This window comes from Streptomyces sp. NPDC058145 (assembly GCF_042884245.1).
Taxonomy (GTDB): Bacteria; Actinomycetota; Actinomycetes; order Streptomycetales; family Streptomycetaceae; genus Streptomyces.
In genome coordinates, this window is the sequence record NZ_JBHVUH010000002.1 from 259402 (window position 1) to 279267 (window position 19866).

General features: G+C 69.5%; 15 protein-coding genes. 4 read left to right on the plus strand and 11 right to left on the minus strand.

Annotated elements, in window-relative coordinates; genetic code table 11:
- The first annotated feature begins 37 nt into the window (after positions 1-37).
- The 4 genes from ACFVVO_RS05320 (at position 38) to ACFVVO_RS05335 (ending at position 5271) form a co-directional block, all read left to right on the plus strand.
- Positions 38-1258 (plus strand): thiolase family protein, encoded by a 1221-nt coding sequence (locus ACFVVO_RS05320; protein WP_390051895.1) that lies wholly within the window; start codon positions 38-40, stop codon positions 1256-1258.
- Positions 1255-3384 (plus strand): 3-hydroxyacyl-CoA dehydrogenase NAD-binding domain-containing protein, encoded by a 2130-nt coding sequence (locus ACFVVO_RS05325; RefSeq protein ID WP_390051896.1) that lies wholly within the window; start codon positions 1255-1257, stop codon positions 3382-3384. Before ACFVVO_RS05320 ends, ACFVVO_RS05325 begins: the two co-directional genes overlap by 4 nt.
- A 445-nt stretch (positions 3385-3829) precedes the next feature.
- A complete protein-coding gene (locus ACFVVO_RS05330) occupies positions 3830-4831 on the plus strand; it encodes an LCP family protein (protein WP_390052344.1) in 1002 nt (333 codons plus the stop codon).
- Between the two features lie 47 nt (positions 4832-4878).
- Complete coding sequence (locus tag ACFVVO_RS05335; RefSeq protein ID WP_390051897.1) at positions 4879-5271, plus strand: NTP pyrophosphohydrolase; 393 nt, start codon at positions 4879-4881, stop codon at positions 5269-5271.
- A 32-nt stretch (positions 5272-5303) separates the two neighbouring features.
- Here the strand turns inward: ACFVVO_RS05335 and ACFVVO_RS05340 are convergent, their stop codons facing one another.
- The 11 genes from ACFVVO_RS05340 to ngcE form a co-directional block, all read right to left on the minus strand.
- A complete protein-coding gene (locus tag ACFVVO_RS05340; protein ID WP_390051898.1) occupies positions 5304-5591 on the minus strand; it encodes a hypothetical protein in 288 nt (95 codons plus the stop codon).
- Positions 5592-5671: 80 nt separating this feature from the next.
- Positions 5672-7291 (minus strand): ArnT family glycosyltransferase, encoded by a 1620-nt coding sequence (locus ACFVVO_RS05345; protein WP_390052346.1) that lies wholly within the window; start codon positions 7289-7291, stop codon positions 5672-5674.
- An 81-nt stretch (positions 7292-7372) separates the two neighbouring features.
- Positions 7373-8896, minus strand: coding sequence for an amino acid permease (locus ACFVVO_RS05350; RefSeq protein WP_390051899.1), 1524 nt, complete (start codon positions 8894-8896; stop codon positions 7373-7375).
- Between the two features lie 143 nt (positions 8897-9039).
- A complete protein-coding gene (dxs, locus tag ACFVVO_RS05355; RefSeq protein WP_390051900.1) occupies positions 9040-10968 on the minus strand; it encodes a 1-deoxy-D-xylulose-5-phosphate synthase in 1929 nt (642 codons plus the stop codon).
- A 126-nt stretch (positions 10969-11094) separates the two neighbouring features.
- Entirely contained in the window at positions 11095-12408 is a 1314-nt protein-coding gene (locus ACFVVO_RS05360) for a sugar ABC transporter permease (RefSeq protein WP_390051901.1), read from the minus strand.
- Complete coding sequence (locus tag ACFVVO_RS05365; protein WP_390051902.1) at positions 12405-13196, minus strand: ATP-binding cassette domain-containing protein; 792 nt, start codon at positions 13194-13196, stop codon at positions 12405-12407. Before ACFVVO_RS05365 ends, ACFVVO_RS05360 begins: the two co-directional genes overlap by 4 nt.
- A gap of 190 nt (positions 13197-13386) precedes the next feature.
- Positions 13387-14490 (minus strand): substrate-binding domain-containing protein, encoded by a 1104-nt coding sequence (locus tag ACFVVO_RS05370; RefSeq protein ID WP_390052347.1) that lies wholly within the window; start codon positions 14488-14490, stop codon positions 13387-13389.
- A gap of 133 nt (positions 14491-14623) precedes the next feature.
- Positions 14624-15835, minus strand: a complete 1212-nt coding sequence (locus tag ACFVVO_RS05375) for an ROK family protein (RefSeq protein WP_390051903.1) — start codon at positions 15833-15835, stop codon at positions 14624-14626.
- Positions 15836-16357: 522 nt separating this feature from the next.
- Entirely contained in the window at positions 16358-17281 is a 924-nt protein-coding gene (locus tag ACFVVO_RS05380) for a carbohydrate ABC transporter permease (RefSeq protein ID WP_390051904.1), read from the minus strand.
- Positions 17282-17285: 4 nt separating this feature from the next.
- Positions 17286-18212, minus strand: coding sequence for a carbohydrate ABC transporter permease (locus ACFVVO_RS05385; RefSeq protein WP_390051905.1), 927 nt, complete (start codon positions 18210-18212; stop codon positions 17286-17288).
- Positions 18213-18272: 60 nt separating this feature from the next.
- Entirely contained in the window at positions 18273-19718 is a 1446-nt protein-coding gene (ngcE, locus tag ACFVVO_RS05390) for an N-acetylglucosamine/diacetylchitobiose ABC transporter substrate-binding protein (protein ID WP_390051906.1), read from the minus strand.
- Positions 19719-19866: the final 148 nt, after the last annotated feature.

Below are 19866 nucleotides of genomic sequence, written 5' to 3' on the forward strand. Positions count from 1 at the left end.
CAAGCGCTCAGCATCCCGCACCTGGAGGAGAGCCATCGTGCCTCGTACCGTCAGGGACGTCGTCTTCGTCGACGGCGTCCGCACCCCGTTCGGCAAGGCGGGCCCGAAGGGCATCTACCACGAGACCCGTGCCGACGACCTCGTCGTCAAGGCGATCCGGGAGCTGCTGCGCCGCAACCCCGGTCTGGACCCGAAGAAGATCGACGAGGTCGCCATCGCGGCGACCACGCAGATCGGTGACCAGGGCCTGACCCTCGGCCGCACGGCCGGCATCCTCGCGGGCCTGCCGCAGTCCGTCCCCGGCTACTCGATCGACCGCATGTGCGCCGGCGCCCTGACCGCCGTGACGGCCACCGCCGGTTCGATCGCGTTCGGCGCCTACGACGCCGTCATCGCCGGTGGCGTGGAGCACATGGGCCGCCACCCGATGGGCGAGGGCGTGGACCCGAACCCGCGCTTCGTCTCCGAGAAGCTGGTCGACGAGTCGGCGCTGTTCATGGGCATGACCGCCGAGAACCTGCACGACCGCTACCCGCAGATCACCAAGCAGCGCGCCGACGAGTACGCCGTGCGCTCGCAGGAGAAGGCCGCCAAGGCCTACGCCGACGGCAAGATCCAGCAGGACCTGGTGCCGATCTCGGTGCGTCGCACGAGCCCCGAGGGCGGCGAGACGGGCTGGGGCCTGGTCACGGCCGACGAGCCGATGCGCCCGGGCACCACCCTGGAGAACCTGCAGGGCCTGAAGACCCCGTTCCGCGTGCACGGCCGGGTCACCGCCGGCAACGCGGCCGGCCTGAACGACGGCGCCACCGCGTCGATCATCGCCAGCGAGGACTTCGCCCGCGAGAACGGCCTGCCGGTCAAGATGCGCCTGGTCTCCTACGCCTTCGTGGGCGTCGAGCCCGAGGTGATGGGCTACGGCCCGATCCCGGCCACGGAGAAGGCCCTCGCCAAGGCGGGGCTGTCCATCTCCGACATCGGTCTGTTCGAGATCAACGAGGCCTTCGCCGTCCAGGTGCTGGCCCTCCTCGACCACTACGGCATCGCGGACGACGACGAGCGCGTCAACCAGTACGGCGGCGCGATCGCCTACGGTCACCCGCTCGCCTCCTCCGGCGTCCGTCTGATGACGCAGCTGGCCCGCCAGTTCGAGGAGCAGCCCGAGGTCCGCTACGGCCTCACCACCATGTGCGTCGGCTTCGGCATGGGCGCGACGGTCATCTGGGAGAACCCGCACTTCGACGGAGGCGACAAGTGAGCACCACCGCTGAACTCCTGAAGGGCGCGGCCGAGCTGTTCCCGGACGAGGTCGTCACGCAGGCGCACGTACGCCACTTCGACCTGCCGTTCGGGGCCGGGCGCTTCGCGCTCGTCACCCTGGACAACGGCCTGGACCACACCAAGCCGACCACCTTCGGGCCGCAGTCGCTCGCGAACCTCAGTGCCGCCATCGACCAGGTGGAGAAGGAGGCCGCGGACGGCGAGATCGTCGGCGCCGGCGTCACCGGCAAGCCGTTCATCTTCGCGGTCGGCGCCGACCTCAAGGGCGTGGAGCTGCTCAAGCAGCACGACCACGCGCTGGCCATCGGCAAGGGCGGCCACGAGGTCTTCAAGCGCCTCGCGACGCTGGCCGTGCCCACCTTCGCCTACTACAACGGCGCGGCGATGGGCGGCGGCGTCGAGGTCGGCCTGCACTGCACCTACCGCACGGTGTCGAAGGCCATCCCGGCGTTCTCCCTGCCCGAGGTCTTCCTGGGCCTGGTTCCGGGCTGGGGCGGCTGCACGCTGCTGCCGAACCTGATCGGCGCCGACAAGGCCGTCTCGGTCATCATCGAGAACAGCCTCAACCAGAACAAGCAGCTCAAGGGCAAGCAGGTCTTCGAACTGGGCATCGCCGACGCCCTCTTCGAAGGTGCCGACTTCCTGGAGCAGTCGCTGCTGTGGACCGCCCAGGTCCTCAAGGGCGACATCGAGGTCGAGCGCCCGGCGATCGACCGCGGCGAGGCCTGGGACCAGGCCGTCGCGCGCGGCCGGTTCATCGCGGACGGCAAGGTGCACGGCGCGGCCCCGGCCGCCTACCGGGCCCTGGAGATCATCGAGGCCGCCAAGAACGGCGACCTGCAGCAGGGTTACGACGCCGAGGACCAGGCCCTCGCCGACCTGATCATGGGTGGCGAACTGCGCTCCGGCATCTACGCGTTCAACCTCGTCCAGAAGCGCGGCAAGCGTCCCGCCGGCGCCCCGGACAAGAACCTGGCCCGCCCGGTCACCAAGGTCGGTGTCGTCGGCGCCGGTCTGATGGCCTCTCAGCTCGCGCTGCTCTTCCTGCGCCGCCTCGAGGTGCCGGTCGTCCTGACCGACATCGACCAGGAGCGCGTCGACAAGGGTGTGGGCTACGTCCACGCCGAGATCGACAAGCTGCTCGGCAAGGGCCGGATCAACCAGGACAAGGCCAACCGCCTCAAGGCGCTGGTGACGGGTGTCCTGGACAAGGCCGAGGGCTTCTCGGACGCCGACTTCATCATCGAAGCCGTCTTCGAGGAGATCGGCGTCAAGCAGCAGGTGTTCGCCGAGGTCGAGGCGGTCGCCCCGGCGCACGCGATCCTCGCCACCAACACGTCCTCGCTGTCGGTGTCGGAGATGGCGTCGAAGCTGAAGCACCCCGAGCGGGTCGTCGGCTTCCACTTCTTCAACCCGGTCGCGATCCTCCCGCTGCTGGAGATCGTCCGCGGCGAGAAGACGGACGACGCCTCGCTGGCGACCGCCTTCTCGGTGGCCAAGAAGCTGAAGAAGACGGCGGTTCTGGTGAAGGACGCCCCGGCGTTCGTCGTGAACCGCATCCTGACCCGCTTCATGGGCGAGATCCAGAACGTCATCGACGAGGGCACCCCGGTCGAGGTCGCGGAGAAGGCGGTGGAGCCCCTGGGCCTGCCGATGTCCCCGCTGGTCCTGCTCGAGCTCGTCGGCCCGGCGATCGGCCTGCACGTCTCGGAGACCCTCAACCGGGCCTTCCCGGACCGCTTCACGGTCTCCCCGAACCTGGCTGCCGTCGTCAAGGCGGGCAAGCGCGGCTTCTACGTCTACGACAGCGGCAAGCCGGAGCTGGACCCGGAGGTCGCCGCGCTGCTGAAGCAGGGCGACGTCGTCCTGACGGAGGAGCAGGTCCGCGACCGCGTCCTGGACGCGGTGGCCCAGGAGATCGGCCTGATGCTCGACGAGGGCGTCGTCGCTGAGGCCCAAGACATCGACCTCTGCCTGATCACGGGCGCCGGCTGGCCCTTCCACCTGGGCGGCATCACGCCGTACCTGGACCGCGAGGGTGTCTCCGAGCGGGTGAACGGGAAGCGGTTCCTGGCTCAGGGGGTCGCGTCGGTTCCGGCGTGATCAGCGGCCCGTAGAGGGCCCGGGAGCACTTCCGCCCCTGCCGTGTTCGTCACGGCAGGGGCGGACGCGTATCACCGGCCGCCCGGTGGGCGGGTGGACGGCGGGGCGCCCGAGGTCACCACTCAGGCATGGCCGGGTAGTGCTCGCACTCGCCCGGACAGGAGGCGCGGGACGACAGCGAGGTGTGCAGCCGGCTGTCCTCGGGGGATGCCGTGGACGCGCAGTGTCAGCGAAGCGGGCGCCGAGTGGATGGCGCTGAACACCACCACGAAGACGGCCCCCGAGCGACGTCCCCACCAAGCCCTGGCCGGACCCGTGTCCGAGCACGTGGCTATAGTGCACGTCACCCCGGCAGCGCACGGACCGGCTTGCCTCCACCCGAGTCCTCAAGCCATCGACATTCGCCCCCCGAGGGGGGCGCGGCCAGCTAGGACCCGGACCCATGATGAGCCATGCGTCGACGCCCCAGCACGACTCGGACATGCCGCCCGTGCCCACCGAGGGTGCGGGAGGAGCAGGCGGCCGGCCCAGGCGCCGGCGCCGTGTCGGCCGGACGATCCTCATCGTCCTGACCGTTCTGGTCCTCGCCGCCGGCGGCACCGCGTACTGGTTCTACAGCGACCTCGACGGCAACATCAAGGGCGTCGACATCGACAAGGCGATCGGTGACGACCGGCCCGAGAATCCGCCCACCTCCGGCCAGAACATCCTGATCCTGGGCTCCGATTCGCGCGCCGGCGCCAACGCCGCGCTGGGCACGGGCAACGTCTCGGGGGCTCGCTCCGACACCGCGCTGGTGATGCACATACCCGAGGGCCGCACCAAGGCCGTCGCGGTCAGCATCCCCCGCGACACCCTGGTGACCCGGCCCGAGTGCGCCAAGTCGGACGGCTCCACGGTCGCGTCCGCGAAGCGCGTGATGTTCAACTCCATCTACTCCCAGGTCGGTCCCGCCTGTGTGGTCAAGACCGTCGAGCAGATCTCCGGGGTCCGCATGGACCACTACGTCGAGATCGACTTCGCCGGCTTCAAGGGGCTCGTGGACGCGATCGGCGGGGTCACCGTCACCGTCGACCAGGACATCCACGACACCTCCAGCGGCCTCGACCTGACCGCAGGCACCCACAAGCTGAACGGCACTCAGTCCCTTCAGTTCGTGCGCACGCGGCACGGCATCGGCGACGGCAGCGACCTCGGCCGCATCGGCCTTCAGCAGCAGTTCATGCTGGCCCTGCTGAGCGAGATCAAGAAGCAGGACCTGCTGGGCAGCCCCACCAAGACCTACAAGATCGCGGACAAGCTCACCGCCGCCCTCACCAAGGTCGATCCCAACCGCGTGGTGGCCGCGGAGCCGCAGGCGTCGCAGCTGTGGAAGGCGGTCCGCCGCGACACCGCGATCCCGGAGTCCGCGAAGAAGTCCCCTGCCACGGGCGGCAGTTCGTCCTGACACTCGCCGTACCTCACGGTCTGTCGCCGACATGGGACCCTTGACCCATGACGGACCCCCTCGGCTCCCCGGCCTCCGACGGCCCCCTGCTACTGATCGTCGACGGCGCGAACGTCGTCGGGTCGCGGCCGGACGGCTGGTGGCGGGACCGCCGGGGCGCCGCCGGGCGGCTGCGCGACCGGCTGGCCGCCGAGGGGCTGCCGGGGCATCACGGTGCTGTGGAGATCGTGCTCGTGGTCGAGGGCGCGGCTCGTGGCGTGGAGTCCGTGCCGGGGGTACGGGTGGAGTCGGCGCCCGGCAGCGGGGACGACCGGATCGTGGAGCTGACCGCGGAGTACGCCGGCCGGCGCCGTCTGGTGGTCACGGCCGACCGTGAGCTGAGGCGCCGGGTGACCGAGCTGGGCGCGGAGGTGACCGGCCCGCGTGCCGTGCTCGGCTGAGGCGGCGCGTCGGGCTCAGCCCGAGAACGCCGTCAGCCCGAGAACGCCGCCATCAGGAAGAAGAAGCCGCCCAGACCCAGGGTGCCGAGGACCGTTCCGGCCACGGCGGGCCACATGCGGCCGGTGCCCTGGCGGGCGCAGTGGATGCCCGCCAGGCCGAAGGTGACGGCGAGGCCGCCGGCCAGCCACGACCACGGCATCACGGCGAACATGAGGCCGGGCCAGACGCCCGGGGCGGCGATGATCCCGAGGACGAGCGCGGTGGGGCCGAGGGCGACGGCGGGTGTGCCGTCAGGGTCCGGGGTGGTCGGCGCAGACATGTGATCCCCCTGGTTTGAACGTGTTCAATTGGACGTCCCGAGCATAGCAGGGGGGTCCGCTCGGCTCGGGTCAACTCCTCTCAGCTGCCCGGGATCCGGGCGTAGAGCACCGCTCCGTCGACCCGGCCCACCTCCTCGTACCGCCCGTTCAGCAGCCGGCGCAGGCTGGGAAGGCGGTCGGGGCGGTACGGCTTGCCCCGGGAGTCGTCGACGACCAGGGCCGGGGCCCGCGCGGTCATCTCCGCGCGGAAGACGGGCCAGGCGCCCGCGACCGCGTACTTCTCGCCGACCCGGGGACCGTCGCGGCCGCCGCTGTAGTTGGTGAGCAGGCCCGCGGTGAGAAAGCGGCTGGCCGGGGTGCGGTCCGCCAGCCAGTACGTCTCGGGGTGCATGCCCCACACCAGGACCCGGTCGGCCGGTGCCGTGCGGTGGGCGAGGGCGGTGGCGAGGCGCTGGGCGTGGACGAGTTCGGGGCGCGGGGCGAGCAGGCCCCAGGTGAGGAACAGGGCGCAGCAGCAGGCCGAGGTGAGGACGGCGGACGTCAGGCGTGCGCGGGGCAGGAGTTGGAGCGCCGCCGTGGCCAGCAGGGCGGCGGACGGGAGGAGTTGCAGGTAGTAGTGCCCGAAGAAGTGAAAGCCGAGGACGACCGCGCCGGCCGAGGACGTCAGCCAGAGCCACAGGTCGGCCCCCATGACACCTATGACCCCCACGGCCCCCGGCGCGCGGAGGGCGCCGGGGGCGCGGGGGGCCCGCAGCACCCGTACCACCGGTGGGACCAGGCCCGCGCAGGCCACCGCCAGGATCGCGGTGTTGGCCAGCCCCCGGCCGAGGACGAGCAGTTCCGAGCCGGTGAAGGAGGCGTAGGTGGCGGATCCGGTGACCGTCCAGAACAGGAACCCGGCGGGGTCGGTGGCCAGGGCGGCGCACAGGACGGGCAGCGCGAAACCGGCCGCGAGCCGCACGGCCCCAGCACGCCAGGCCCCGGCCCGCACGGCCCCCACGCGGCAGCCCCCGACCCGCACGGCGCCCACGCGCAGGACCCCAGCCCGTACGGCTTCCGTTCGCACCGCACCGCCCACCCGTACGGCATCCCCCGCCCGCGCCCCACCCCGCCGGTACAGCAGCCAGGCCACCGGCAGCAGTACCGCGCCGCCCGTCTGCTTGGCGAGGAAGGCGCAGGCGACGGCGGTCCCGGCCGCGCCCCAGCGGCCGCGGTCCGCGCACCACAGGGCGGCCGCGGTGCCGGGCAGTATGAACACCTCGAAGGTGGCGGCCTGCGCGTCCTCCGGGTTGAGTCCGACCGACACCAGCAGGTACAGCACCCCGGCGGTGCGCCCGGCGGTGTCGCCCCAGCGGCGCCGGGCCACGGAGGCCAGCAGGGCCGCGGTGAGCAGTTGCGCGGCGACCGCCAGTACCCGCAGCGGGGTGAGCGAGCCGGAGCCGCAGACCGCGAAGGCGGCCTCGTACAGCCAGGGCAGCAGGGGTGGCTTGCGGTCGACGACCGTCTCGTACAGCCGGCCGCCGTGCGCGAGGAGGCCCGCCTGGACGGCCAGATAGCCCTCGTCGGGGTTCCACAGCGGGCGGACGAAGGACGGCACCCGGGTGACGCAGGCCAGCGCCGCCAGGGCGGGCAGCAGCCGTATCCAGTACGCCGTCCGGGTGAGCGCGGGCCGTGCGGAGGTGAGCGGGGCGGCGGGCATGGGCAGCACGGAGAGCACGTTATCCGCCCCCGCAGTTCCGGCGAAGCGGAACATACGGGGCCGAAGTGATCCGTCGGCTGGTTACTGCTTCTTTCCGGGCGGCGACCCGGGCACCTCACCCGCCGGGGCCTTCTCCCGCAGGGCGAGCATGCTGTGCTTGCGGCCGTAGAGAAGGTAGACCCCGATGCCGATGACCATCCAGATGGCGAAGCGGAGCCAGGTCTCGGCGGGCAGGTTGAGCATCAGCCACAGCGTGGCGCACACGGACACGATCGGGACCACCGGGACCCAGGGGGTGCGGAACGCGCGGGGCAGGTCCGGGCGCGTCCTGCGCAGGATGATGACGCTGATCGCGACGACGATGAACGCGAACAGCGTGCCGATGTTCACCAGTTCGGCCAGCTCGCTGAGACTGGTGAACCCGGCCACGATCGCGATGATCACGCCGAGCAGGATGGTCGGCCGGTGCGGGGTCTTGAAGCGCGGGTGGACGCGGGAGAAGAAGCGCGGCAGCAGGCCGTCACGGCTCATCGCGAAGAACACCCGGGTCTGGCCCAGCAGCAGGATCATGCAGACGGTCGTCAGGCCGACCGCGGCGCCGAAGCTGATCACGCCCGCGTACCAGGGATGCCCGATGGACTTGAAGGCGTCGGCCAGCGGGGCCGCCACCGACAGGCGGGTGTACTTCTCCATGCCGGTGACGACGACGGAGACGGCGACGTAGAGCACCGTGCAGATGAGCAGCGAGCCGAGGATGCCGCGCGGCATGTCCCGCTGCGGGTTACGGGTCTCCTCGGCGGCCGTGGCGACGATGTCGAAGCCGATGAACGCGAAGAACACCACCGAGGCGGCGGTGAAGATGCCCATCACACCGAAGTTGGCGGGCGCCCAGCCGAACATGAGCTGGATGAGCGGGGCCTTGAGAGTGCCGCCCGCCGGCACCGGCTCGGGGTGCGGGATGAACGGCTTGTAGTTCTCGCCGTGGATGAAGAACGCACCGGCGACGATCACGATGAGGACGACGGCCACCTTGATGGCGACCACGATCGAGGTGATCCGGGCGGACAGCTTCATGCCGAGCACGAGGATGCCGGTGAGCACCAGGACGAGCGCCGCGGCGAGGATGTCGAAGCCGAACCCGGAGGCCCCGTCCCGCCCGGCCAGGTAGTCCGGCAGGTGCCAGCCCGCGTTGTCGAGCAGCGAGCGGACGTAACCCGACCAGCCGACGGCCACCACCGCCGTACCGAGGGCGAACTCCAGGACGAGGTCCCAGCCGATGATCCAGGCGGGCAGTTCGCCGAGGGAGGCGTACGAGAACGTGTACGCGGAACCCGCCACGGGGACCGTGGAGGCGAACTCGGCGTAGCAGAGCGCGGCGAGCGCGCAGACCACGCCGGCCGCGACGAAGGCCAGGGACACCGCCGGACCGGCGTTGTTCTTGGCCACCTGCCCGGTGAGGACGAAGATGCCGGTGCCGATGATGACACCCACGCCGAAGACGGTCAGATCGAGGGCGGAGAGGGACTTCTTGAGTGAATGCTCGGGTTCCTCGGTGTCCCGGATGGACTGTTCGACGTTCTTCGTCCTGAAGAGCGCGCTGCTCACGTGCCTACCTCCCACGCTTGTCGTCCTCGACATGATCGAGAGGGCCGGGTGTGCGTATGCCCCGGCACAGGCAGGTTCACGCAGAAGGGCCGGTTCCGCCACCGGGAGAGGGGGGCGGGACCGGCCCGTGGGACTGCTTGTCCCTAGTCGCGCGCGGGCTCGACGGAGTCGACCTCTGCCGCCGTACGGTCGAACCGGCCGTCCAGCTTGGAGACCAGACCGGTGACCTGGCGGGCGATGTCGGGCGCGGTCAGCCCGATCTCGGCCATGACCTCGGCGCGGGAGGCGTGGTCGAGGAAGCGCGGCGGGATGCCGAAGTCGCGCAGCGGCACGTCCACGCCGGCGTCGCGCAGGGCCTGGGCGATCGCGGAGCCGACACCGCCGACGCGGCTGTTGTCCTCGACGGTGACGACGACCCGGTGCCGCTCGGCGAGCGGGGCCATGGCCTCGTCGACGGGCTTGACCCAGCGCGGGTCGACCACGGTGGTGGAGATGCCCTGCCGCTCGAGCAGGCCGGCGATCTCCAGGCACATCGGCGCGAGGGCGCCCACGGAGACCAGCAGCACGTCCGGACGGTCGGTACCGGGCTCGCGCAGCACGTCCATGCCGCCGACCCGGCCCACGGCCGGTACGGCGGGGCCGACGGCGCCCTTGGAGAAGCGGACCACGGTCGGCGCGTCCTCGACGGCGACCGCCTCGCGCAGCTGGGCGCGGACCTGCTCGGCGTCGCGCGGGGCGGCCAGCCTCAGGCCCGGCACGACCTGCAGGATCGACATGTCCCACATGCCGTTGTGGGAGGCGCCGTCGGTGCCGGTGACACCGGCCCGGTCCAGGACGAAGGTCACCCCGCACTTGTGCAGGGCCACGTCCATCAGGACCTGGTCGAAGGCGCGGTTGAGGAAGGTGGCGTAGACGGCGAAGACCGGGTGGACGCCGGCGTGGGCCAGGCCCGCCGCCGACACGGCGCCGTGCTGCTCGGCGATGCCGACGTCGTAGACCCGGTCGGGGAAGCGCTTGGCGAACCTGTCCAGGCCGACCGGCTGGAGCATGGCCGCCGTGATGGCGACGACGTCCTCGCGCTCCTCGCCGAGCTTGACCATCTCGTCGCCGAAGACGGAGGTCCAGTCGGCGCCGGAGCTGGCGATCGGCAGACCGGTGTCGGGGTGGATCTTGCCGACGGCGTGGAAGCGGTCGGCCTCGTCCTGCAGCGCGGGCTGGTAGCCGCGGCCCTTCTCGGTCAGGCAGTGCACGATGACGGGCCCGCCGAACCGCTTGGCCCGGGCCAGCGCCGACTCCAGGGCCTCGATGTCGTGCCCGTCGATCGGACCGACGTACTTCAGGCCCAGGTCCTCGAACATGCCCTGCGGGGCGATGAAGTCCTTCAGCCCCTTCTTGGCGCCGTGCAGGGTCTCGTACAGCGGCTTGCCGACGACCGGGGTGCGGTCGAGGATGTCCTTCGTCCGGGCGAGGAAACGCTCGTAGCCGTCGGTGGTGCGCAGGGTCGCCAGGTGGTTGGCGAGACCGCCGATGGTCGGCGCGTAGGAGCGCTCGTTGTCGTTGACGACGATGACCAGCGGGCGGTCCTTGGCCTCGGCGATGTTGTTCAGCGCCTCCCAGGCCATGCCGCCGGTCAGCGCCCCGTCACCGATGACGGCGACGACGCGGCTGTCCCGCTTCTTGAGCTGGTTGCCCTTGGCGATGCCGTCCGCCCAGCCGAGCACCGTGGAGGCGTGGCTGTTCTCGATGACGTCGTGCTCGGACTCGGCCTGCGCGGGGTAGCCGGACAGGCCGCCCTTCATCTTCAGCCGGGAGAAGTCCTGCCGGCCGGTGAGCAGCTTGTGGACGTAGGACTGGTGTCCGGTGTCCCACAGGACCTTGTCCTTCGGGGAGTGGAAGACGCGGTGCAGGGCGATGGTGAGCTCGACCACGCCCAGGTTGGGACCGAGGTGGCCGCCGGTCTTGGAGACGGCGTCGACGAGGAAGGTCCGGATCTCCTCTGCCAGCTGGTCCAGCTCCTCCAGGCTGAGCCGGTCCAGATCGCGCGGTCCCCTGATGCGGGTCAGCAGCGGCACCCGTGCCTCCTTGCAGTAGAGCTGATCGAGCTGTTGCCGGGCTTGTCGAGTCTAATGTTCCGGGTTTGCGGGACACGACAGTGCCCGGCACCTTCCGGTGCCGGGCACTGGTTCGACCCCAGGACGCTACGCGCGACCCGCGGTCTTCTGCGTCTTGCGCGTGACGGAGTCGATGACCACCGTGGTCAGCAGCACCGCGGCGGTGATCATGTACTTCACCGGCTCGGCGATGGACTCCAGCTGGAGACCGTACTGGATGGACACGATCACCAGCACACCCAGCAGGGCGTTCCAGGTGCGGCCACGGCCACCGAAGAGCGAGGTGCCACCGATGACGGCCGCGGCGATCGCGTTCATCAGCAGGTCGCCGGTGCCGGCGCTCTGGTTGGCGGAGGCGATCTTGGAGGCCAGGAACAGACCGCCGATCGCGGCGAACCCGCCGGAGATGCCGAACACGGAGATCCGCACCGCGGTGACGTTGATGCCCGCACGCCGGGAGGCCTCGACGCTGCCACCGAGCGCGAAGATCTTCCGGCCGAAGGAGGTGCGGCGCAGCAGGAAGTCGGTGCCGACCAGGAAGGCGAGGAAGATCACCGTGGCCAGCGGCAGGCCCTTGTACTGGTTGTACATGTACGCCGCGGCGAAGGAGACCACGGCCAGCAGGACGGTGCGCAGGACCGTGTCGCTGAGCGGCCGGGACGGGACGCCCGCGGCCTCGCGGCGCCGGTTACCGAGGAAGGAGCTGACGAAGAACAGCACGACCACGACGGCGGCCAGACCGTAGGCGGCGGCCAGGTCGGTGAAGGTGTACGTGGTCAGCTTGCCGATCAGGCCGTCGCTGTCGAGGTTGATCGTGCCGTCCTCGCCCAGCACCTTCAGCATGAAGCCGAGCCAGAACAGCAGCCCGGCCAGGGTGACGGCGAAGGCGGGGGCGCCGAGCACCGCGAAGAAGAAGCCGTGCAGCGCGCCGATGGCGGCACCGGCGGCGATGGCGACCAGTACGGCCAGCCACTCGGGCCAGCCCTGGTTGACGGTGAGGACGGCCGCGAGGGCGCTGGCCGCGCCGCTGACCGAGCCGACCGACAGGTCGATCTCACCGAGCAGCAGCACGAAGACGATGCCGACGGAGATCATGCCCGTGCCGACCATCGTGACCGTGATGTTGCTGATGTTCTGCGCGGAGAGGAACTCGGAGTTCAGGACCTGGAAGATGATGCAGATGATCGCGAGGCCCAGGACCACCGGGAGGGAACCCAGCTCACCGGCCTTCATCTTCCGCTTGAACTCGGTCCAGTAGCCGAGCAGGCCCTGCTCGCGCACCAGCAGCCGGGGGTCGACCGCGGTGACCGCGGCGGAGGCGGCCTCGGGGTTCACGACGGGCGTGTCCTTGCCGGGCTCGGGTGTCTTGTCGACGTTCGCGGAGGTCTTGTCGACGCTCACTTGGAAACCTCCCCGTTCGTGCGCGCCGCACGGCGGGTCACGGCGTTGTCGGTGGCGCCGGTGATGGCGGAGATGATCTCCTCCTGCGAGGTCGTCTTGACCTCGAAGACGCCGTTGTTGCGGCCGAGACGCAGGACGGCGACCTTGTCCGCCACCGCCTTGACGTCCGCCATGTTGTGGCTGATGAGGATGACGGCGTGACCGCGCTCGCGCAGGCGCTCCACGAGGTCGAGGACCTGGGCGGTCTGCTCGACGCCGAGGGCGGCGGTGGGCTCGTCGAGGATGACCAGCTTGGGGTCACCGAGCATCGAACGGGCGATGGCCACGGTCTGGCGCTGACCGCCGGAGAGCGAGGCGATCGGGATACGGACGCTGGGGATGCGGATCGACAGCGTGGTGAGCAGCTCGCGGGCGCGGCGCTCCATCTCGACCTCGTCCAGGACGCCGAACTTCTGCAGCTCGCGGCCGAGGAAGAGGTTGCCGACGACGTCGATGTTGTCGCACAGCGCGAGGTCCTGGTAGACCGTCGCGATGCCCAGGGCCTGGGCGTCGTGCGGCCGGCTGATCGACACGGGCTTGCCGCCCCACTCGATGGCGCCCTCATCGATGGGGTGCACGCCGGCGATCGTCTTGACCAGCGTGGACTTTCCGGCGCCGTTGTCGCCCACCAGGGCGACCACCTCACCGGCGTGGACCTCAAGCTCTACGTCGGTGAGCGCCTGAACGGCACCGAACCGCTTGGAGACCCCGCGCAACGCCAGCACGGGCGTAGCGGACACGTGAACCATCTCCTTCGCCGCCTGACCCGGCGGGAGGTTGTGCAGAAGAGTTAGGGGGTAGTTCCGTCCGGCGCCCCGCGCCGAGCTTGCGGGGCTGCGTGAATACGCGGGGCACCGGAGGAGCCTGGGAGCACCCGGTCCGGCCCGGTACCGGTGTTCTGGAACGAACGCCGGTACGGGGGACGGGATTTGGTGCTGCTTACTTCAGGCCGAGCTTGTCGCAGGCGGACTTGTACTTGCCCGTGCAGATGTCGGCGACGGTGTAGACGCCGTCCTTGATGACGGTGTCGTTGATGTTGTCCTTGGTCAGCGCGGTGACCGGGACCAGCACCGAGGGGATGTCCTTGGCGGAGCCGGAGGAGACCTTGTCCTTGGCGACGGAGTCCAGGCTCTCGCCCTTGGCGAGGGCGACGGCCATCTCGGCGGCGGCCTCGGCCTCGGGGGCGTACGGCTTGTAGACGCTCATGTACTGCTCACCGGTGACGATGCGCTGCACGCCGGCCAGCTCGGCGTCCTGGCCGGTGACCGGGACGGAGACGCCCGCGGCCTTCAGAGCGGTGATGATACCGCCGGCCATGCCGTCGTTGGCGGAGTACACACCCGCGATCTTGCCCTTGCCGACCGCGGAGATCGCCGCCTCCATCTCGGAGTTGGCGTTGTCCGGCGACCACTCCTTGGTGTCGTACTCCTTGGCGATGGTGACCTTGCCGTCGAGGACGGAGTGCGCGCCCTTCTTGAACTGGGCGGCGTTCGGGTCGGTGACCGAGCCGTTGATCATGACGATCTTGGAGGACTTGGTGGCCTTGCCGCCCAGCGCCTTCAGCAGGGCCTCACCCTGGGTCTTGCCGACCTCTTCGTTGTCGAACGAGGTGTAGGCGCTGATCGGGCCCTCGGCGAGACGGTCGTACGCGACGACCTTGATGCCGGCGTCCTTGGCCTTCTGGACCGAGTTCTGGATCGCCTTGGCGTCCACCGCGTCCACGATCAGGACGTCCACCTTGTTGGTGATCATGGTGTCGACCTGCTGGGCCTGCAGGTTCGCGTCCTGACGGGCGTTGTTGTACTGGATCTCCGCCTTGTTGTTCGTCAGCTCCTTGATCTTGTCCGTGATCAGGGGCTTGTCGAACTTCTCGTAGCGGGCGGTCTTGTTCTCCGGAAGCAGGAGACCGACCTTGATGTTGTCGCCCTTCTTGGCGGACGACGCCGAAGAGCTGTCGTCGCCCTTGGACTCCTTGGCACTGCCACAGGCGGCCAGCGAGACGGCCATCGCACCAGCGGCAACGGCAACGGCGGCACGACGCATACGCGTGTTCACTCTGTAAACCTCCCTGACGAGGCCGCGTCGTTGCGGCCGAGGTGGCTGGAAGTCAACTCGGCCACACGTGCGACGTCAAGAAGTAAATCCTTAACGAGATGGCAACGGTGCCATCCGTTCTCTAAGTGAAGGCAGGGGTGGCCGCCGCGAGCGTACCCACGACAGATCCGTCCAGAAGGGTCGAATCGCCCATCTCGCTGAGTGCGAGAGCAAGCGCTCCGAGCACCTCCGCACGGCCCCCAAGTGCCCCGGGAAGAACGGACAGTTGACGCGCCGCGCTGGGGATCGCATAGCGGCCGACGGACTCCCTGATAGGCCCGAGGACGAGCTCTCCGGCCTCGGCGAGATCACCACCGAGGACCACCCGGCTCGGGTTCAGCAGATTGCAGAGATTGGCCACTCCACTGCCGATGTGGCGGCCGACGTCGGCGATCACCCGACGACAGCCCGGGTCTCCGTCCCTGGCCAGCCGAACGACGCCTTCCATGGTCAGATCGGTGCCGTGGCTGGGCTGGAGCAGCGGAAGCACATAGCGCGCGGCCGTGAAGGTCTCCAGGCAGCCACGGTTTCCGCATCGGCAGACCGGGCCGGATTCGTCGAGTGTAATATGTCCGATTTCGCCAGCCGTGCCACCCGGGCCGCGATAGATCTTCCCGTTGATCACGAGACCGGCGCCGACACCGCTGGCGACCTTGATGTAGGCCAGGTCGCGGACGCCCTTGCCGCTGCCCCAGACCAGCTCTCCAAGCGCGCCGAGGTTGGCGTCGTTGTCCACGTGCACGGGCACGCCGAGCCGCTCGCGCAGCTCCTCGGCGGGCTTGGTGCCGCCCCAGCCCGGCAGGATCGCGGTGGACCCCAGGGTCCCCGACTCCACGTCGATCGGGCCCGGCACGCCCAGCCCCACGCCGGCCACCTTGGTCCGGTCCACGCCGGTGGCCGCGATCAGCCGGTTGACCAGTTCCTCCGCCCGGTCGAAGCCCTGCGTGGAGGAGGCGTCCACGTCCAGCGGCTCGGACTCCTCGGCCAGCACCTGGTGCGCGAGGTTCCCGATCGCGACGCGCAGGTGCGTATGCCCGAAGTCCACGCCGATCACGATGCCGGCGTCCCCGCTCAGCGAGACGCTGCGGGCCCGCCGCCCGCCCGCCGAAGTGGGCGTGACCTCGACGGTTCCGCCGTCCTTCAGCTCCCGCACGATGTTGGAGACCGTCGCGGCGGACAGGCCGGTCGCCCGTGCGATCTCCGCCTGCGTGAGCGACCCGGCAAGCCGCACTGCCCGCACGACTCGTTCCAGGTTGGCTCGGTGCAGCGACGACTGCGACCCCGGAGTCTCCATCGACCCATCCACTCCCGCCATCGGCCGGGCGGCCCCAGTGCCGCCCGTGGCCCAGGTCACATCCGCGGAACCGGGCCATTTACAAGTTGTGAACTCCAAGCTCGGCTGTACGGGTTACATCAGTCAAGTCCTTGACGGAAATCGCTCTCGCTTTCACGGTTCCGCCCAGCACACCCGGAGGACATGTGCAGGCCACCGCGAGCAGGGCGGAAGGGCGCCGGGGCGGGTGCTCCCGGAGGCGGCCGGGGAGGTCGGTGCGGGGCAGGGGCGGGTTCCCGCGGAGCGTTCAGCCGTGGAATGCGGGCGACCACGCCGTGACCTGTCCGTGACCCGGGGCGGCATCGGACAGCGGGACGGCGGTGCGAATCGCGAGTGCGAAGAGCGTGGGGCGGCGAGGGCGCGCGGGACACCCGGTGCGGCCGGGCCCGACGAGTGGGGCGCGGGGCCGCCGGGGCGGCGGCGGAAACGGACGGGCCCGGGCGCCCCCGTGAGGGACACCCGGGCCCGTCAGCGGGCCTGCCGCTACTTCAGGGCCCCCGCCGTCAGTCCCGCCACCACCTGGCGCTGGAAGACGATGTACGCCGCCAGGACCGGCAGCATCGCCATCACCAGGCCGGCGAACAGGCCGGACCAGTCGCCCTTGTAGCCCTGGCTGACGGCGAGCTGGACCAGTCCCTGGGTGAGGACGCGCTTGTCGGGGTCGGTGTTGAGGACCGTGGGCAGCATGTACTGGTTCCACTGGCCCAGGAAGTTGAAGATGCCCACGCTGATCAGACCCGGCTTGGCCATCGGCAGCATGATCTGGAAGAACGTACGCGTGTGCGAGGCGCCGTCGACGAAGGCCGCTTCCGCCACCGAGGTGGGCAGGGTGCGGAAGAAGGCGGTGAGGAAGAAGACCGTGAACGGCAGCGAGTACGCGATGTAGACCAGGATCAGGCCGTGGATGGTGTTCAGCAGCCCCATGTTGTTCACCACGTAGAACAACGGGACCAGCGCCAGCATGATCGGGAAGCTCATGCCGCCGATGAACAGGAAGTAGATGAAGCGGTTGCCGGGGAAGTCGAAGCGGGCCAGGACGTAGGCCGCCATGGAGCCGAGCACCAGGGTGCCGATGAGCGAACCGCCGACCACCAGGATCGTGTTCAGGAAGTAGTCGCTCATGTTGGCCTGGGTCCAGGCCCTCGACCAGTTGTCGAAGTGCAGCCGGTCCGGCAGCGACCAGGGCGAGCCGAAGATGGAGGCGTCGTCCTTGAAGGACGTCATCACCGCCCACAGCAGCGGCAGGACCACCATGATCGCCCACAGGACCAGCATGCCGTGCGAGAAGACGTTGAGGAGGGAGCCCTCCTTCTTCTCCGCGGCCGGCCGCGCCGGCGCCACCTCGACCTTCGATACGGTCGCGCCGGACTCGGCCGGCAGCGGGGCGGGGGTCTCGGTCGTCTTCATCGCTTCAGTACTCCAGCCGCTCGCGACGGCCCAGCCGCATCACGACCGCCGCGAAGGCGAGCGTGACCACGAGGAGGGCGACGCCGATGGTGGTGGCGTAGGCGGCCTGACCGTCCCGGAACGCCTTCTGGTACACGTACAGGACCATCACGGTGGTCGAGTAGTCGGGACCACCCGGCCCGGTCGTCATGATCTGGACGACGGCGAAGGACTCGGCGCCGAGCGCGAGGATGCCCATGTAGACCCAGCCGGACTGCACGGTGTCCCACAGCAGCGGCAGGGTGATGCGGAAGAACGTGGCGGCCCGGCTCGCCCCGTCGAGCAGGGCCGCCTCGTACATCTCGGCCGGGATCGACGCCATGCCGGCCGAGAACAGCACCACGAAGAAGCCGACCGTGGACCACACGAGCACGGCCATCACGCACCACAGGGCGAGGCCCGGATCGCCCAGCCACAGGGGCTGGACGCTGTCCAGGCCGATTCCGCGCAGGAACGAGTTGATGGCGCCGCTGTCCGGGTTGTAGGCGAAGGCGAACAGCAGCGAGACGATCGCGATCGACAGCACCTGCGGGAAGAAGTAGACGATTTTGTAGAAGCCGGAGCCGCGGACACCGGAAATCACCGGGCCGCCCCGCCGGCGCCGTCCGCCCACATTGATCATGAAGGCGAAGAACAGCGCCAGACCGATCGTCACCAGCGGCAGAACCAGCGCGAACAGCAGGCTGTGCTGCAACGACTTCCAGAAGATGTCGTCGTCGAACATCCTCCGGTAGTTGTCGAAGCCGACCATCTTGAATTCGGGACTCAGTCCGGTCCAGTCCGTGAACGAGTAGTAGATGGACTGGATGAAGGGCCATACGACGAAAAGCGCGTAGAGCCCGAGGGGTGCCGCGAGGAACCCCACGATGAACCGGTACTTGCCGTGCTGCATTACTGCCGACCCCGATCTCCGGTCAGGTGCTGCCGCTGGTGACGGGCCCTCACTTCGGGCCTACTGGTGCTTGTAGTGCTTGATCGACGTGTCCTTCGCGGTCTCGTCGGCGAAGCCCTGGATCTTCTTGATGGCCTCCGCCGGGGTGAGGCGGCCGGCCATCATCTCGCCGAGCCCGGCCACACCGATCTTCTCCTTCTGGAGCTGCACGTACCAGTCCTGCAGCCGCGGATTCACCACGTTGGCTCCGGCCTTGTCCAGCGCCGCCACGCCCGACTTCAGGCCGGGGGTGAGGGTGATGCCGTCGGTGCCGCCGTTGAAGGCGGTCAGCGACTTCACCTTGGCGGTGAAGTTCTTCGAGGAGGCCTCGGAGAGCATGATGCGCAGCTGCTCCATGCCGCCCTCGGAGTTCGCCGCCTTGGCCGGCACGACGAAGGGCTCGCCGCCGGACGCCCAGATGGTGCCAAACGGCATCTTGTCGGAGCCGTCGAGGCCGGTGGGCGCGGAGACCGCGAGGTTGAAGTCGGCCGGGATGACGTTGGCCGACTCGTTCTCCACCCAGGAGCCGTTCGGGATGAACAGCGCCTTGCCCTTCGCCCACGCCGTCTGCGACTGGATGTGGTCCAGGCCCGGGGTGCCCTTGAGGACGTAGCCCTTCTTGTAGAGCTCGTAGTAGGCCTCGAAGCAGGCCTTGACGGCCGGATGCTTCCAGGCGTTCGGCTCCAGGTTGTCGATGGCGTCCAGCACCTCGCGGCCGCCGACCTTGCCGATCATCGGGTACAGCGAGAACGGGAGGTAGTACGGGTACTTGCCCGCGTACGTCCAGCCCGCCATGCCCTTCTTCTTGGCCTTCTCGCAGACCTTGAGCATCTCGTCCCAGGTCTCCGGGTACTTCTCGTCGAGCGAGTCCAGGGCCTTCTGCGAGTACCAGACGCCGTACACCGTGTAGGCGTAGTACAGGATCCAGACCTTGTCGCCGTCGAACTGGCCCATCTCCACGATGCCCGGGCGCAGCGTGTCGCGGACCTTCTTGCCCGGGTCGTCGAACGACGGCGCGTCCAGCAGCGGGGTGAGGTCCGCGAGCTGGCTCTTGCCGACGAGCACGCCCATGTCCATCTGCTCGGCACCGGAGTTGTCGATGAGGTCCGGCGGGTTGCCCTGGTTGAAGCGGGGCTGCAGGGTGGACTGGATCTTCTGGGTGGCGGCGAACTTCACCGTGGCCTTGGGGAAGTCCTTCTGGTAGATCTTCACCGCGTCCTGGGCGTACTCCTTGCCGAAGCCGCCGTCGAAGAGGACGAACTCCATCTTCGCGGCGTCGTTGACGCCGAGCGGGTTCTTCGCGGTCTTCTTGCCGGCCTTCGCCTTGTCCTGCCCGTCGCCGCCGCTGCTCGCGCAGGCGGACAGCAGGCCCATTCCGGGGGCGGCCACCAGGCCGAGCGCCGCGGACCGCTTGATCAGATCGCGGCGGCCGACACCCTCGCCACCGTGGTGCGCAGTGGATCCCATGCTCAAGTCCTCGCCTTCTCCAGGACTCAGGCGGTGAACCGGATCCTCCCCGGCACCGCTGTCGGGTTAGTGCAGGGTCATGCGGGAAACGCCGACAGGTATAGTCCACTTCCCGCCAGCGGAGCAAGATCGAATGCAAGGTTCGCGT